We start from the raw sequence: 15,794 nt of genomic DNA on the forward strand, positions 1-15,794 counted from the left end.
ACCGGTCGGCATAAATCCCCTTGTAGATACTCTGTTGCAGGTCAAGCCCTATTGTGGGAGCGAGCCTGCTCGCGAACGACCTTCGCGAGCAGGCTCGCTCCCACAGTTGCAGTGTTCCTGCAGCTGTCGAGCCTGCGAGGCTGCGTTCGGCGGCGAAGCCGTCGCGAAATCAGACACTGCGGTGTGCCAGGTAAAGCCGGCTCTCAGGGTTTACGACGGCTGCGCCGCCGGACGCAGCCTGCGTTCCTCGGCAGTTGCTACGGGATCAGGGTTTCAGGCCCAACCGTTTGGCCATGCGGGCCAGGTTTGCCCGGTCAAGCCCCAGCTCCCGCGCCGCACTGGCCCAGTTGTGCTGATGGCGTTCCAGGCAGGTGCTGATCAGCTGGCGCTGGTAATTTTCAGTGGCCTGGCGCAAGTCGCCCACGGCATCCGGCAGGTTCTGGGGGGCGATCGGCGCAGCGCTGGCGCCGGAGGTCGGCAAATCCAGATCCGCCGCCGTCAGGGTCAGGATGCGCGGCCGCGTGCTGCAATTGCCCAAGGCTTTAAGGGCGCTGCGGCCAATCAGGTGTTCCAGTTCGCGCACATTGCCCGGCCAGGAATACTGCACCAGCGCCGCCTGCGCGTCGGGACTCAGGCGCAGGCTGCCCAGGCCCATGCGCGAGCGGTTTTGCTCCAGAAAAAAGCCGCTCAGCAGCAACACATCACGGCCGCGTTCGCGCAAGGCTGGCACCCTGAGCGGGTAAACGCTAAGGCGATGGTAAAAGTCGGCGCGGTAGCGACCGCTGCGCACTTCTTCGGCCAGGTCGCGGTTGGTGGCTGCGATCAGGCGTACGTCGACCCGGTGCTCCTGATCCGAGCCCAGGCGTTGCAACTGCCCGCTTTGCAGCACCCGCAACAGCTTGGCCTGCACGGTCAGCGACAGCTCGCCCACTTCATCCAGAAACAACGTGCCACCGTTGGCAAGCTCGAACTTGCCGCGTCGGTCGTTGGTGGCACCGGTAAAGGCACCGCGCACATGGCCGAACAGTTCGCTTTCAACCAGCGTGTCGGGCAAGGCCGCGCAGTTAAGGCTGATCAGCGGTTTGTCTGCCCGTGGCGAGGCTGCGTGAATGGCCTGGGCCACCAGCTCCTTGCCGACACCGGTTTCACCGGTTATCAGTACCGTCAGATCGCTGCCGCCCACCAGGGCAATTTCTTCCAGTAAGCGTTTGTGCACCTTGCTCTGGCCGATCAGCTCCTTGTTGGGCGAGCCATTGGCTTGCCGATAGAGTTCGGCCTTGCGCTGCTCATCCTCGACCCGCAACGCCAGCCGTTCGATCCGTTGAGCCACATTGACCGTAGCGGCAGCCAGGCTGGCAAAGGCCTGCAGGTCATCCAGCGAGACCGGCTCGAAGCGTTTGGAATCCAGTGCGTCGAGGGTTAGCAGCCCCCATGGGCGCTCTTCGACAAACAGCGGGCAGCCCATGCAGTCGTGGACTTCCAGGTGTTCGGCCAGCCCGTCGACCAGGCCGTCGTAGGGGTCTGGCAGTTCGCAGTTGCTGGGGAAACGGGTGGGCCCTGGACTTGCGAGCAAAGCCTGAAAGCGCGGGTGCTCGCTGACTTTGAAGCGCCGCCCCAGGGTGTCCAGGCTCAAGCCATCAACAGCCAACGGCACCAGCCATTCGCCATCCAGTCGCAGCAGGGCTGCGGCATCGCAAGGCAGCAGGGTGCGCAGCGCGTGCAGCAAGCGGCGATAGCGTTCGCTCTCGGGCAGATCACGGGACAGATCGTCCACCAGCGGCAGCAGGGTGGTCAGTAGCAGTTTTGCAGTCATTTTGACCTCGCGTAGTCTTTATGACTATATAGTAACTCGTGTCAAAATGACTATGTTTGTATTAACTTGCTGATTTTAAAGGGTTTAATTGTTGGCACGGAAACTGATAAGTAAAGGGTAATTGTTGAAGCCTAAGTGCTCAGGAGTCACCCATATGCTTACTGCTCAGGATCGTGCCATCGTTAAATCTACCGTGCCACTGCTGGAAAGCGGCGGTGAAGGGCTGATTACACACTTCTATCGCATGATGCTTTCGGAATACCCGCAAGTGCGTTCGCTGTTCAACCCGGCCAACCAGGCCAGTGGCGACCAGCCGCGAGCACTGGCCAACGGCGTGCTGATGTATGCACGGCACATCGATCAGCTGGACCAGTTGGGCGATCTGGTGGCCCGGATCATCAACAAGCATGTTGCGTTGCAAATCCTCCCTGAGCACTACCCAATTGTTGGCAGCTGCCTGCTGCGGGCTATTGAAGAAGTGCTGGGCAGCGACATCGCGACCCCGCAAGTGCTCAGCGCCTGGGGAGCGGCCTACAACCAGTTGGCCGATATCCTGATCGGTGCCGAAGCTGCCATCTACGACGAAAAAGCTGCAGCACCTGGCGGCTGGCGCGGCGGGCGCGAGTTCAAACTGGCTGCCAAAATCCAGGAAAGTGCTGAAATCACTTCGTTTTACTTCCGCCCGGTAGACCAGCAACCGATCCTCGACTTTGCCCCGGGCCAGTATATCGGTCTGAAACTCATGATCGATGGCGAAGAAGTGCGTCGCAACTACTCACTGTCGGCGCTGGCTCAGGTCGGTCGCTACCGTATCAGCGTCAAGCGCGAGAAGGGTGGGGTGGTGTCCAACTTCCTGCACGACCGTCTGAATGTGGGCGATACCCTGGAACTGTTCCCGCCAGCGGGCGACTTCACCCTGGCCAATAGCGAAAAACCGCTGGTGCTGATCAGTGGCGGTGTGGGCATAACACCGACCCTGGCGATGCTTGAAGCGGCCCTGGCGACAAAACGCCCGATCCACTTTATCCACTGTGCCCGCAATGCCGATGTGCATGCCTTCCGCACATGGATCGATGAACTGGCAGACCAGCATCCGCAATTGAAGCGTTTCTACTGCTATGACGAGCAGGGCGAGTCTGCAGATCATGTAGGGCTTTTGACCGAAGAAGTACTGGCTCAGTGGTTACCGCAAGAGCGTGACCTGGATGCCTACTTCCTGGGGCCAAAAGGCTTTATGGGGGCGGTCAAGCGTCATCTCAAAGCCCTGGGTGTGCCGGAGCAGCAAAGCCGCTACGAGTTCTTCGGCCCGGCAGCCGAGCTGAAGTAGGGCGCGTGGCAGCTGCCGAGGAACGAAGGCTGCTACAAGAAGCAGGCAAGACCTTAATCCCCCATTAATCCCCTTGCGCCACTTTTCCTGCAACGTTCAGATACATCCAGGCCCGGGGTCTGGGTGTAAACTGTGCGGCTTACACATAATCAGGCAAAGGGACGCGGGATGACCAATGACATGTTGCAACTGGGCCGGGAGAAACGCTTCCTGGTCCTGCTCGGGGTGATCTGCCTGGCGCTGATCGGCGGCGCGCTGTACATGCAGATCGTGCTCGGCGAGGCACCTTGCCCGCTGTGTATCCTGCAACGCTATGCACTGCTGCTGATCGCGATCTTTGCCTTTATCGGTGCAGCCATGCCTGGCCGGCGCAGCCTCACCGTGTTTGAAGTGCTGGTGGTGCTCAGTGCCATCGGTGGTATTGCCGCCGCCGGGCGCCACGTCTATATCCTCGCTCACCCGGCCGTGAGCTGCGGTCTTGATGTGTTGCAGCCAATCGTCGATGGTCTGCCGTTGGCAGCCGTGTTCCCCCTGGGGTTTCAGGTCGACGGGTTTTGCTCCACCCCATACCCGCCGGTGCTTGGTCTGTCGCTGGCACAGTGGGCACTGGTGGCCTTTGTAATGACTGCGGTGCTGGTGCCACTGGGCATCTATCGCAACCGGAAACAATCGAGCTGAGCCAGCCACCAATTTTTGCTTGAGCAGCCTCGTGCTTCCTTCGGCAGTGCGGGGCGTTTTTTTGTCCCTGCGCAAATGTAAAGAAGGCGTGATCCTCACGTCGAAAAAGGCTGTGCGACACTGCGACATATTGTCACGCGCAGGGTGTCGCAGGGCTGGTTTTGGTCTGACCAGTGGTCTTTTAAACGTATGACTTCGTGTAACCCAGCTGAGGCATTTTGACGCTGGCAAAGGGGTTGAAATCAGGGTTGCGAGACTCAACGCAAATCGGCTGTAGCCCTTTTTATTTGGGCGTTCAGGCGGGGTCAGGGGGGTGTGTTCATGCGCTAAAAAGGGGCATAAAAGTGCAGGGCTAAAGACGTGCTACAACTCTGTTTCAAGGGGGGGCTTGAACGCTTGGCGTAATAATAGGCAGGGATTGTTACCGTACCCGATAAGAATTATTTCGGGATGAGACATGGTTTATAGAGAGCTACCTAACTACAATCGCCCGCACTGAACGTCCAGCCTGCTCATCCCTGAGCCCAAGCGGGAAGTTGAAGGCCGACTGGGTTGTTCAATACAGGCGTCCCATGCGACTCCCAGGTACTGGCAACCCTTCTAAGTTCCGCACCAAATGGAATTGGTCTGTGACAAGGCCATTGACCACGTATCGAATAAGAAATCACTGCTAACCCGGAATTTTGCCCGTTCGCCTGATGGTGATAGAGCAGGCTTTCATTCAATTCCGGAAAAGAGCCAACCCTTGGCAGGGCGAAGTGTTGGCGAAAAAAACCAACTGCATTGTGCAAGCTGTTTTAGAGGTCGTGAGATGACTAAAAAAAGGTACCCCAGACTCCTTGGCTTATTGCCACTTTTCGGCACGCTGCTGCTGGGAGGTTGCAACATGACATTGCTCGATCCGGTGGGGCAGGTCGGGATCGAAGAGCGGAATCTGATCATCACTGCAACACTGCTGATGCTTCTGGTCGTGGTGCCGGTCATCATTATGACCCTCGTCTTCGCGTGGAAATATCGCGCGTCGAACACCAGCGCTACCTATACACCTAAATGGTCGCACTCCACCAAGATCGAAGTCGTGATCTGGACTGTGCCAATTCTGATCATCATCGCCCTGGGCGTGATCACCTACAAGTCGACCCACGCGCTGGACCCTTATCGTCCGCTCGAGTCCGACGTCAAGCCGATTACCATCGAAGTGGTGGCAATGGACTGGAAGTGGATGTTCATCTATCCGGAACAGGGTATCGCTACCGTCAACAAGATCGTGTTCCCGGCCAACACCCCGGTCAATTTCCGTATCACCTCTGACACGGTCATGAACTCGTTCTTCATTCCAGGCCTGGGCGGTCAGATCTACGCCATGGCCGGGATGACGACCAAGCTGCACCTGATTGCCAACCGCAACGCTGAAATGGAAGGCATCTCTGCCAACTACAGCGGTGCCGGTTTCACGGGCATGAAATTCAAAGCGATCGCGACTACTCAGGCTGATTTCGATGCTTGGGTAAGTGAAGTCAAAGCATCACCTAAACAGCTTGACCAAGCTGAATACGAAGCCTTGAGCAAGCCAAGTCAGAACAACCCCGTTGAACTGTTCTCCTCGTACACACCGAACCTGTTTCAGAAAATCGTCGACAAGTACGAAGGTATGACGCCAGGCAAGCCGGTGAAGCACGAGAAGAAAGAAGTGGCCGGGACCGATGTGGTGGACATGAGTTCGCATTCAGCTGCCGGGGCAGAGGAGTAAACGATGTTTGGTAAATTAAGTTGGGAAGCGGTCCCGTTCCACGAGCCGATCGTGATGGTGACCATCGCCATGATCGCGCTGGGTGGTCTGGCACTGTTTGCAGCAATCACGTATTTCAAGAAGTGGACCTACCTGTGGACCGAATGGCTAACGTCAGTCGACCACAAGAAAATCGGCGTGATGTACATCATCGTCGCCATGGTCATGCTGCTGCGCGGCTTTGCCGACGCAATCATGATGCGTACCCAGCTGGCCATGGCCACCGAGGGTTCGCCTGGCTACCTGCCACCTGAACACTATGACCAGATCTTCACCGCTCACGGTGTGATCATGATCATCTTCATGGCGATGCCATTCTTCACCGGCCTGATGAACCTTGCAGTGCCGCTGCAGATCGGCGCCCGTGACGTGGCCTACCCGTTCCTCAACTCCCTGAGCTTCTGGCTGCTGGTGTCCGGCGTTGTGCTGGTCAACCTGTCGCTGGGCGTCGGCGAGTTCGCCAAGACCGGTTGGGTTGCCTATCCGCCGCTGTCGGGCTTGCAGTACAGTCCGGGCGTGGGGATGGATTACTACATCTGGGCTCTACAGCTATCGGGGTTAGGTACGACGTTAACCGGGGTTAACTTCCTGGCGACCGTACTGAAGATGCGTGCTCCAGGCATGAAACTGATGGACATGCCGATCTTCACCTGGACCTGCACCTGGGCAAACGTCCTGATCGTGGCTTCGTTCCCGATCCTGACCGCTACCCTGGCACTGCTGACACTTGACCGTTACATGGATTTCCACATTTTCACCAATGAACTTGGTGGCAATCCAATGATGTACGTCAACCTGTTCTGGGCGTGGGGTCACCCTGAGGTGTACATCCTCATTCTGCCGGCGTTCGGTATCTTCTCCGAAGTTATCTCCACGTTCACCGGCAAGCGTCTGTTCGGTCACCACTCGATGGTCTACGCCTCCGGCGCGATCTCGGTGCTGGGCTTCATGGTTTGGCTGCACCACTTCTTCACCATGGGTTCGGGTGCCAGCGTCAACGCCTTCTTCGGTCTGGCGACGATGCTGATTTCGATCCCGACGGGGGTGAAGCTATTCAACTGGCTGTTCACCATCTACCAGGGCCGTCTGCGCTTCACCAGCCAGGTTCTGTGGACCCTGGGCTTTATGGTGACCTTCGCCATCGGCGGCATGACTGGCGTACTGCTGGCCATCCCGGGTGCTGACTTCGTACTGCACAACAGCCTGTTCGTTATTGCTCACTTCCATAACGTGATCATCGGCGGCGCAGTATTCGGTTACATCGCAGGCTTCAGCTTCTACTTCCCGAAAGCGTTCGGCTTCAAGTTGAACGAAACCTGGGGCAAGCGCGCGTTCTGGTTCTGGATCGTCGGCTTCTTCATCGCCTTTATGCCGCTCTATGCACTGGGCTTCATGGGCATGACCCGTCGTCTGAACGCCAGCACCAACCCTGAGTGGGTGCCTTACCTGTACGTAGCCCTGTTCGGCGCAGTACTGATTGCCATGGGTATCGCCAGCCAGCTGATCCAGCTGTATGTCAGCGTCCGTGACCGCAACAAGCCAGAGAACGCCTGCGAATTCGGCGATCCATGGAATGCTCACACGCTGGAATGGTCGACTTCGTCGCCACCACCGTTCTACAACTTTGCTGTACTGCCAAAAGTCGACGGTATCGACCCGTTCACCGAAGCCAAGGAAAACGGCACTGCGTACCAGGTTCCGGCCAAGTACTCGCCTATCCACATGCCTAACAACACCGCTACCGGTGTGTACATGGGTGCTTTGCTGACCGTCTTCGGTTTCGCGATGATCTGGCACATCTGGTGGCTGGCCATCGTGGGTCTGGTAGGTACGGTTGTTGTCTTCGTTGCTCACGCCGCCCGTGACGACCAAGGCTACATGGTGCCGGTCGAGACCATCGAGCGTATCGAGGCCGAGCAGCACAAGCGTCTGGTAGCCGCCAAAGCAATTCCGGCTACTCGTGTTGAAACCAAGTTGGAACAGGCTTAAACCATGTCGAACTTAGCGACCACTGCTGGACACGCTCATGGTCACGACCATGAGCATGAGGAACACCACGACGCGGGCGAGACAACCATTTTTGGTTTCTGGCTCTACCTGATGACCGACTGCATCTTGTTTGCATCGATCTTCGCGGTATACGCGGTATTGGTAAACAACGTTGCAGGTGGCCCGTCGGGCCACGACATCTTCGAACTGCCGTACGTACTGGGTGAAACTGCCCTGCTGCTGTTCAGTTCGATCACCTACGGCTTCGCCATGCTGGCGTTGTTCAAGGGCAAGAAACAGCAGGTGCTGTTCTGGCTGGCCATGACCTTCCTGCTCGGTGCAGGCTTCATCGCCATGGAAATCAACGAGTTCCACCTGTTGATCTCCGAGGGCTACGGCCCTAGCCGTTCGGGCTTCCTGTCTGGCTTCTTCACCCTGGTCGGTACCCACGGTCTGCACGTGACCAGCGGTCTGATCTGGATGGCGATCATGATGTACCAGGTGCAGAAAAACGGCCTGACCTCGACCAACAAGACCCGCCTGAGCTGCCTGAGCCTGTTCTGGCACTTCCTGGACGTGGTGTGGATCTGCGTATTCACCGTTGTTTACCTGATGGGGACTTTGTAATGGCTAACGCACATTCCGACGGCGCCAACCACGGCAGCGTGAAGTCCTACGCGATCGGCTTCATCCTGTCGGTGATCCTGACCGTTATTCCGTTCGGGCTGGTGATGTACCCATCGCTGCCCAAATTCACCACCCTGGCGATCGTACTGTTGTTCGCCGTGGTGCAAGTGGTTGTTCACCTGGTGTACTTCCTGCACCTGGACCGTTCGCCTGCACAACGCAACAACGTCACCGCGCTGGTATTTGCTGCGCTGGTAATTGTGCTGCTGGTGGGCTTGTCCCTGTGGATCATGTTCAGCATCCACACTGAAATGATGGCGAAGTGAGGTAAGACCCGATGTCCTTCAAGCACTTTATCCAAATCACCAAACCGGGGATCATTTTCGGTAACGTGCTTTCTGTGGCAGGCGGGTTCTTCCTGGCCTCGAAGGGGCATTTCGATCTTGCCCTGTTCCTGGCTGCGGTAATCGGCACCTCCCTGGTGGTAGCGTCCGGTTGTGTGTTCAACAACTGCATCGACCGCGACATTGACATCAAGATGGACCGCACCAAGAACCGCGTACTGGTTCAAGGCCTGATCTCCCTCAAGGTGGCGCTGGTTTACGCCACCCTGCTGGGGGGCGCCGGCCTGTACCTGTTGTATCGCGTAGCCAACCCGCTGGCGGCTCTGTTCGCCGCGATCGGTTTCGTGATCTACGTCGGTCTGTACAGCCTGTACTTCAAGCGCAAGTCGGTTCACGGCACGCTTATCGGCAGTCTGTCGGGTGCAATGCCTCCGGTCATCGGCTATGTAGCTGTGAGCAACAGCTTCGACATGGCTGCAATGACCTTGCTGGTGATGTTCAGCCTGTGGCAGATGCCGCATTCCTACGCCATCGCGATCTTCCGCTTCAACGATTACCTGGCTGCATCGATTCCGGTGTTGCCAGTGAAGCGCGGGATCAAGGTTGCCAAGAAGCACATCCTGCTCTACATCCTCGCGTTTCTGATCGCGACCCTGATGCTCACCCTCGGCGGTTACGCCGGCATGAGCTACATGGCCGTGGCTGCTGCGATGGGCATGTACTGGCTGTACATGGCGTGGACGGGCTACAAGGCCGTCGACGACAAGGTCTGGGCACGCAAGCTGTTCGTGTTCTCGATCTTCACCATCACCGCGCTGAGCGTCATGATGTCCCTGGATTTCAAAGCGCCTGCCGAGTTGTTACTGACTTACGCGCACTGATCTGTCCAGAGTGAAAAACCCCGCCTTCGTAAGAAGAGCGGGGTTTTTTTATGCGGAAATTCACGTGTGCAAATTGGCTCAGGGGGGGGCTACACACCGGAAATGTTTGGTGGTTGGTTTGTTTTTTTGCTGTTTTCCTACTGATTGAAAAGTCTAGGCCTACATTATTTGTTTTTTTCTGATGCTCAAATACAACGGCTAAATTGAGTTTGTAAATTTGTTCAAAAACTAAATGATCAGGTGCCTATAATGCTTTCAGCTAGTTTTAAAAAAACTATTGCAGTACTTGCTCTCGGGTGTGCGTCTGTGGGGGCCGTATCTTCTGTTCAAGCCGGGAATAAAATGTCCCAGGAACAGCTTCAGAAACTGTTAACCCAGGAATACATTAAAAAAGCTGAGGAGCGAGCGCGTCTTCAAAAACAAGCCCAACTCAGAAATGAAGAGGCACGAAAAAAAGCGGCCGCCGTACATGCAAAAAATGATGCCATCGGCGAACAAATCCGAAAGCGAGTGGCCGCAGATAAAGCACAAAAAGCAGCAGATAAGGCCGCAAAATTAGCAGCACGCAGAGCCGAAACGCTAAAGAGTGCAAAACAAAGCCATGCAGCCAGAAAAGCATCGCAGGTGCCTGTAGGGCCAGCGGTACAGAGCGCATTGGCATTGAGTTGCAGTGCGTCGGGTGTGACTGCGCAAATTGAAGGCGTAAGCTCTATTACTCCGCTTGTTAGCGGGAAGCATACCGTTGTGCAGGTTACAAAATACAAAATCACCCCTGTGGACCGTTCACGTTTTTATGGGAGCGTCTCCGCATCATTTTTTATTACCGGCGAGCAGCTTACTGGGGCGAAGATTTTTAAGATGAGTGATAGCTGGACCCCAGCCAATATTGTACTGCGTACCTATGCACCAGCACCTGAGTTTAGTGTCAACTTATCAGCGAATGGTAAAGTGCAAAAATTTTCCTGCGTTCTGCGTAAGAAATTCTAAGGTTACCAGCGTATAAAATCCGCGGAGGCGTACATAGAGATGCCAGGGTGGTGTTTTGAGCGTGGTTGCACTGCGTGGGGCTGCAGTATTTAAAAAAATAATGAAATACTAGGTCGGCCTTTTTATTCTTTGATTTGTTTGTTCGACTGTTGCGGCGATTGGAACTCAGTTTTAGTTCTGGCTGTTGTTCGGGTTGAGTCAGGAAGACAGTCCGCCCTGATATGGGCTTTCGCTCGATTGTCAGGGAAAAAACGTCATGCTTTTCGGCGCCTGAACACTGAGCTCTGATAATGCGGTACGACCCTTGTGAGTATATAGATGCGATGGCTCGAAAGCTGGCAGCCGAGCTGTTTCTGGTCACTCTGAACCGGCTCGCTTAAAGTTAGCATAAGCGGGTACAAGTTCTATATGTTCTGGGGGCGTATTTTATTGAGCTGGTCGCGTGGTCTTTACCTACATATTGTGAGGCGAGCCCCTACATTTTCTAGTGTCGGCCAGTGATTAAATGTGTTTGCTGGTTAGGCGGTTTTAATTGTAGTGGGCTCAAAGTTTTAAAATTCAGAGATTTTCTATGCCTTCATTTTTATGTGAGCAGCCAACTGTTCTTTGTTCTTCTGGTCGTTTGTCAGTCCCAGCTATTTATGTTTGTGCATGGGTCGAATACAGGTCTGACGGGCAGGGGGGGGCGGTGTTGTCATGAGCAGCCCGGCATGCATTTCAATGAAGGGGGTCAGCAAGAGTTATGCGTGCCAAGGGGGAGGGAGCCCGGTCATAAGCCACGTTGATTTTCATATCGCGGTCGCAGACTCCTGCGCCATTATTGGTCCGTCCGGATCCGGTAAAAGTACATTGTTGAATATAATCGGCCTGCTGGACTTTGCCGACGCGGGTGAGTACCTGTTTATGGGACGCCCTGTCACAAAAAAACAGAGTGACGAGTTGGCAGCCCTGAGAAAGAAGAACATCGGATTTGTCTTTCAGAATTTCAATTTGATCCCCCGTTTAAATGTTGTCGAAAATGTAGCCTTGCCGCTTCGCTATCACGGGGTTGACCGCGGGCAATCTCTGGAACGGGCGATGCTGATGTTGCAACGGGTCGGGATGGCTCATCGCGCAGGCTACAAGCCTGCCGATCTGTCGGGAGGGCAAAAGCAACGCGTCGCTATTGCCCGGGCTCTGGTGGGGCAGCCATCCCTGATACTGGCTGACGAGCCGACCGGCAGCCTGGATGGCCAGACGGCCAGTGAAATTCTCGAGCTGTTGCTGTCGATCCAGAAAGAACAAGGCGTCACATTATTGATTGTTACCCACGACCCACTGGTTGCAGGCCTTATGCGCAGGCAAGTCCGTGTATGTAACGGGCGGGTTGAGGAGGCGGGCAAGTGCTAGCCCTGATGACTTTCCTGCCTCCATCACTGCTGCAAGTGGGCGCAGATGCAGCAGACAGTTTTCGCACGCTGGGCAAGCGCTCGATTCTCGCCTTGTTAGGCATCGTGATAGGTAGCGCCTCGATTATCGCAGTCATCAATATCGGGCATAACGCACGGCAGGAGGTCGCAAGTGTCTTCCACAACATGGGCGTCGATACATTTGCGGTGAGTTTCTCTGTCAAGCAAGGGCGGCAAGCGTCACCTCTCTCTATCGAGGCTGCAACATTCAGGAAGTTGGTCCTGGAAGGTCTGTTGATCGCTCCTGCAGCGATAGTGCCTGCCCAGGCCGGATTTAACCACCGGACTATCAATATCCGCCTGGTAGGAACCGAGCCTTCCCTGTTAGACGTGATGAAACTGTCGTTAGCGTATGGGCGGTTTTTGCATCCCTTTGATCAGGACGAAAATGTGGTTGTGCTTGGTCACGATATCGCAACCTCACTGAGCAGCGATGGAACTCTGATCAAGACCGGTGACTGGCTCAAAATCAATAACTACCTGTTTAGGGTTATCGGTGTATTGCAATCTCGAACGCACTCACTGATCAGTCCGGTCTCCGCCGATCTTTCAGTTTTTGTACCGTTGCAGGCCATGAATCGTGTGGCAAGCGAGGCCAGAATAGATGATTTGGTTGCGCGTATCCCCCTTCACAAAAAAAGTGAAAACGTAGCCTCGACCTTCGGTGAAATGCTGACCCGTACTTTCAAGTCCCGAGACATTGAGGTGGTTACACCTGTGCAAATGATCGAGGGGATGAATAGCCAGAATCGCACTTTCCATTACCTCTTGATGGCCTTGGGGGTCATCACGCTGGTAGGCGGCGGAGTGGCGGTGATGAACGTTATGTATATGAACGTTTCTGAGCGCCGTAGTGAAATAGGTTTACGTATGGCAATGGGTGCCCGCCGTCAGGACATTCGCAATTTGTTTCTGATCGAAGCCGCTGCGCTTAGCGTTTTAGGGGCTGTGTTGGGCGCTGGGCTGGGCATGGCACTGGCTTACATTTATGCCCAAGTATCGGGTTGGGCGTTCGCCATGGCATTCAGCGCCATCCCCTTGGGCGTCACAAGCACGGTTTTGGTCGGCGTGTTCTTTGGTTTGAAACCTGCCATTACGGCTTCTCGCCTGACTCCGGTGGAGGCCCTGCGTGATTATTAAAACAGGACTGATTCTGGCCGTGGTGTGCGGTGTGGCGATGCAATCCTTGGTGGCATCTGCGCAAACAGACGTGCCGGCCCCTAATGCTCCCCCCACAGCCTTGATGAGTCAGCACTCGATTGATTTGTCGTTGGTCGAAGCAGTGTCTCTGGGCTTGCGCCGCAACTACAACATACGCAGCCTTAAACTTCAGCGCGTGCGAGAGAAGTTCGACTTGTTTGTCGCTGATGACATGTTTAACCCCAAGCTCAAGCTCATTGGCACTCACAAACTTTCCAAAGGGAGCGTGGACAGCAGTCGTGCAACAGGTATTGGGCCTTCGGTGAGCCTGCTGGGTGAGTATGGGAGCAACGTGGAATTGAGCTGGAACCAGGAGTTCAATGCCACGAGAAACTCGGGTGATTTGAGCAGTAATGGCCTCGCGTTGACCTTGACTCAACCCTTGCTTCGGGGGGCGGGTAAAAACGTCACAACTGCGCCCTTGCGCTTGGCGAAATTGGCTGAGCAAGTCAACCAGCTTAATTTGAAAGCCAGTGTGTCCCAAACCATTTACGAAATCATTGCGGCTTATCGCGTACTGCTTAAAACCCAGAATCAGGTGACGATCGCCACGCAGGCGCTGGAACGGGCAGTCGCTTTGCTCAAGGTCAACAAGCAACTGATCACAGCAGGACGAGTAGCCGAGTTTGATGTTGTGCAGATCGAGGCGGATATCGCGAGTCAGGAGCTGGCGGTGGAAGATGCAAAGAATCAGTTGGAGGCGAGCCGCTTGTTGCTGCTCAAGCTTTTGGCGCTTGACCTATCAACGCCCGTGCGCGCCAGTGACAGCTTGCGAGTGACCCGGCTTGAACTGGATCAGGCGACGGCATTTAAAGTGGCACAGGCCAAGCAACCCCAGTACTTGAGCACGATTGTGCAGAGCGAACAGGCCTCGATCAACCTGCTGCTTGCCAAAGACAAGGTCCGTTGGGATTTTTCTTTGGTGGCGGGTGCCTCTCAGCAGCGCGATCAACACAGCCTCAACGGTTCTGCCAGGGCCTGGGACACTTACGCGGGGCTCAAACTGGAAATTCCCATCAATGATCTCAGTACTCGCCAGGGCAAGGTCCATGCCCAGACAGCGTTGGAACAACAGCAATTGCTGCTGGAGGAGGCTCGGGTTGATTTGCAGCGCCAGACTACTGACGCAGTACGTAGCCTGAATACCCAGTGGCGTCAGCTTGAAATTTCCCAGCGGGTGATGGACCTGTCCAGGCGCAAGCTGGCGATAGAGAACGACAAATTGAACGCAGGCCGATCCAGCAACTTTCAGATCATCAGTTTTGAGTCAGACCTGCGGGCCGCTGAGGAAGCGAACTTGAGCGCAAAAATTTCATATCTGGATGCCAGGTCCCAGTTGGATGTGCTGTTGGGCGTAATGTTGGAGAGTTGGGAGATCTCACTTGAGAGTTTTTGACAGAATCCAGGCTTCGAAGAGGCGTTGGAAATTTCTCGCAGCGGGAGTGCTGGTATTGAGCTTGATACTGGTATTTATCGTACCCGAAGCCCCGCACGGCACTGACTCCTGGGTAGCGGTTAACAGTCGGAACCTGGAGCATGAAATCGGGCTGGTGGGTAAAGTTGAGCCGGTTGAGACAGCCATTCTCACGGCGCCTTTTGAAGGTTTTGCCTTGGACAACAATTTGAGTCCAGGTATGTATGTTGAAGAGGGGCAGGCTCTGTTGACCCTCGATACCAGGTTGCAGGAAGTCAAAGTAAGGGACGCTTTGGCCAGCAAGTTGAAAGCGCAGCAGACTGCTGCAGCGTTTCGCGTTTGGGATACGGGCTCGGGAGTGAGGCAAGCCAGGCAGGCGCTAAGACTGGCCGAGCTGGCCATGCAGAGGCTTGACCTTGAGCTTGCCCAGGTCAAGACGCTTTATCAGAGCGGCATTGTATCTCGCAACGAGCGAGATACCTTGAAGCAACAACGTGACCAACAATTGCTTGAGGTGACCTCAGCCAAAGCACAGCTCAAAGACATGCTGGCTGTTGGCAAGGGCGAGGGCAAAGTCATAGCTGATATGGAATACCAGAATGCATCCATTGCTCATGAGCGGCTAAACACGATGCTGGAGCAAAAGACGATCCATGCCCCGTTTCCGGGAGTAGTGCTATCCATTGGCGCACCCCAATCGTCAGGGGGCGAGCCGGGGTCTCTTCACAAAGGAGCGTCTTTGGCCCAAGGCCAACAAATACTCAAGTTGGCCAACATATCTGGGCTTAAGGTCGTCACCCAGGTGTTGGAGTCAGACGTCAACAAGTTCTCCCTGAATCAGCCAGTAGCGATCCATGGGGAGGGTTTTTCGGTGCCGAATTTAAACGGTTATGTAAGCGCCATCAGCCAGTTGGCTGTGCCGGATGATAGCAGCAGCTCAGCAAGATTCCCGATCACGATCACCGTCAATGATCCCGAGGATGGTGACCTGAAAAAGGTGAGGCTAGGTATGAGTGCGCACATGACGATCGTGACCTATAGCAATGAAAACAGCTTGGTCATTCCTCACGGTGCAGTTGAGAAGGAAGGGGACGCCTACGTCATACAGTATCGCGAGCGTCTAGACGCACCCGTGGTGCGGCGTGAGGTTACGATCGGCCAATCGACTGTCGAAGGGGTTGAGGTATTCGGTCTGGACCCTGGATTTGTTCGTGTGAAAGCAGACCCTCGGTAACTATTTACATCAGGCTTTTTGAGCGCTAAATATCTGTGGTAACCGGGCTTGCCCGCGATGGCC

At 55.3% G+C, this 15,794-nt stretch carries 13 protein-coding genes; 12 read left to right on the forward strand and 1 reads right to left on the reverse strand.

The window, feature by feature from the left end; all coding sequences use genetic code 11:
* Positions 1-265: 265 nt before the first annotated feature.
* The gene (norR, locus tag PPTH39_RS08620; protein ID WP_095018304.1) at positions 266-1,813 is read right to left on the reverse strand and encodes a nitric oxide reductase transcriptional regulator NorR; all 1,548 of its coding nucleotides are present in this window, start codon (positions 1,811-1,813) and stop codon (positions 266-268) included.
* Between the two features lie 154 nt (positions 1,814-1,967).
* Here norR and hmpA point away from each other — a divergent pair, with 154 nt between their 5' ends.
* The 12 genes from hmpA (at position 1,968) to PPTH39_RS08685 (ending at position 15,731) form a co-directional block, all read left to right on the forward strand.
* Complete coding sequence (hmpA, locus tag PPTH39_RS08625) at positions 1,968-3,140, forward strand: NO-inducible flavohemoprotein (protein WP_095018305.1); 1,173 nt, start codon at positions 1,968-1,970, stop codon at positions 3,138-3,140.
* A gap of 168 nt (positions 3,141-3,308) precedes the next feature.
* Positions 3,309-3,818 (forward strand): disulfide bond formation protein B, encoded by a 510-nt coding sequence (locus PPTH39_RS08630; protein ID WP_095001518.1) that lies wholly within the window; start codon positions 3,309-3,311, stop codon positions 3,816-3,818.
* 811 nt (positions 3,819-4,629) lie between these two features.
* Entirely contained in the window at positions 4,630-5,568 is a 939-nt protein-coding gene (gene cyoA / locus PPTH39_RS08640; RefSeq protein ID WP_095001517.1) for a ubiquinol oxidase subunit II, read from the forward strand.
* A 3-nt stretch (positions 5,569-5,571) separates the two neighbouring features.
* Entirely contained in the window at positions 5,572-7,596 is a 2,025-nt protein-coding gene (gene cyoB, locus PPTH39_RS08645; RefSeq protein WP_095001516.1) for a cytochrome o ubiquinol oxidase subunit I, read from the forward strand.
* Positions 7,597-7,599: 3 nt separating this feature from the next.
* Positions 7,600-8,223: a cytochrome o ubiquinol oxidase subunit III gene (locus PPTH39_RS08650; protein WP_095001515.1), complete on the forward strand. Its 624-nt coding sequence runs from the start codon at positions 7,600-7,602 to the stop codon at positions 8,221-8,223.
* The gene (cyoD, locus tag PPTH39_RS08655) at positions 8,223-8,549 is read left to right on the forward strand and encodes a cytochrome o ubiquinol oxidase subunit IV (protein ID WP_016779556.1); all 327 of its coding nucleotides are present in this window, start codon (positions 8,223-8,225) and stop codon (positions 8,547-8,549) included. The genes PPTH39_RS08650 and cyoD overlap by 1 nt, the downstream gene beginning before the upstream one ends.
* An 11-nt stretch (positions 8,550-8,560) precedes the next feature.
* Complete coding sequence (cyoE, locus tag PPTH39_RS08660) at positions 8,561-9,448, forward strand: heme o synthase (RefSeq protein WP_095001514.1); 888 nt, start codon at positions 8,561-8,563, stop codon at positions 9,446-9,448.
* Between the two features lie 249 nt (positions 9,449-9,697).
* The gene (locus PPTH39_RS08665) at positions 9,698-10,435 is read left to right on the forward strand and encodes a hypothetical protein (RefSeq protein ID WP_095018306.1); all 738 of its coding nucleotides are present in this window, start codon (positions 9,698-9,700) and stop codon (positions 10,433-10,435) included.
* A 696-nt stretch (positions 10,436-11,131) separates the two neighbouring features.
* Positions 11,132-11,824: an ABC transporter ATP-binding protein gene (locus PPTH39_RS08670; protein ID WP_095018307.1), complete on the forward strand. Its 693-nt coding sequence runs from the start codon at positions 11,132-11,134 to the stop codon at positions 11,822-11,824.
* Positions 11,825-11,829: 5 nt separating this feature from the next.
* Entirely contained in the window at positions 11,830-13,023 is a 1,194-nt protein-coding gene (locus tag PPTH39_RS08675) for an ABC transporter permease (RefSeq protein ID WP_095018367.1), read from the forward strand.
* A gap of 37 nt (positions 13,024-13,060) precedes the next feature.
* Entirely contained in the window at positions 13,061-14,479 is a 1,419-nt protein-coding gene (locus PPTH39_RS08680) for a TolC family protein (RefSeq protein ID WP_095025470.1), read from the forward strand.
* A 46-nt stretch (positions 14,480-14,525) separates the two neighbouring features.
* Complete coding sequence (locus PPTH39_RS08685; protein WP_232527628.1) at positions 14,526-15,731, forward strand: efflux RND transporter periplasmic adaptor subunit; 1,206 nt, start codon at positions 14,526-14,528, stop codon at positions 15,729-15,731.
* Positions 15,732-15,794: the final 63 nt, after the last annotated feature.

The organism is Pseudomonas bubulae (assembly GCF_900618535.1).
GTDB lineage: Bacteria > Pseudomonadota > Gammaproteobacteria > Pseudomonadales > Pseudomonadaceae > Aquipseudomonas > Aquipseudomonas bubulae.

Bases quoted from the DNA above. Each gene is read 5' to 3' on its own strand.
- norR (WP_095018304.1), bottom strand. From the start codon at position 1,813: ATGACTGCAAAACTGCTACTGACCACCCTGCTGCCGCTGGTGGACGAT.
- hmpA (WP_095018305.1), top strand. From the start codon at position 1,968: ATGCTTACTGCTCAGGATCGTGCCATCGTTAAATCTACCGTGCCACTG.
- PPTH39_RS08630 (WP_095001518.1), top strand. From the start codon at position 3,309: ATGACCAATGACATGTTGCAACTGGGCCGGGAGAAACGCTTCCTGGTC.
- cyoA (WP_095001517.1), top strand. From the start codon at position 4,630: ATGACTAAAAAAAGGTACCCCAGACTCCTTGGCTTATTGCCACTTTTC.
- cyoB (WP_095001516.1), top strand. From the start codon at position 5,572: ATGTTTGGTAAATTAAGTTGGGAAGCGGTCCCGTTCCACGAGCCGATC.
- PPTH39_RS08650 (WP_095001515.1), top strand. From the start codon at position 7,600: ATGTCGAACTTAGCGACCACTGCTGGACACGCTCATGGTCACGACCAT.
- cyoD (WP_016779556.1), top strand. From the start codon at position 8,223: ATGGCTAACGCACATTCCGACGGCGCCAACCACGGCAGCGTGAAGTCC.
- cyoE (WP_095001514.1), top strand. From the start codon at position 8,561: ATGTCCTTCAAGCACTTTATCCAAATCACCAAACCGGGGATCATTTTC.
- PPTH39_RS08665 (WP_095018306.1), top strand. From the start codon at position 9,698: ATGCTTTCAGCTAGTTTTAAAAAAACTATTGCAGTACTTGCTCTCGGG.
- PPTH39_RS08670 (WP_095018307.1), top strand. From the start codon at position 11,132: ATGAGCAGCCCGGCATGCATTTCAATGAAGGGGGTCAGCAAGAGTTAT.
- PPTH39_RS08675 (WP_095018367.1), top strand. From the start codon at position 11,830: ATGACTTTCCTGCCTCCATCACTGCTGCAAGTGGGCGCAGATGCAGCA.
- PPTH39_RS08680 (WP_095025470.1), top strand. From the start codon at position 13,061: ATGCAATCCTTGGTGGCATCTGCGCAAACAGACGTGCCGGCCCCTAAT.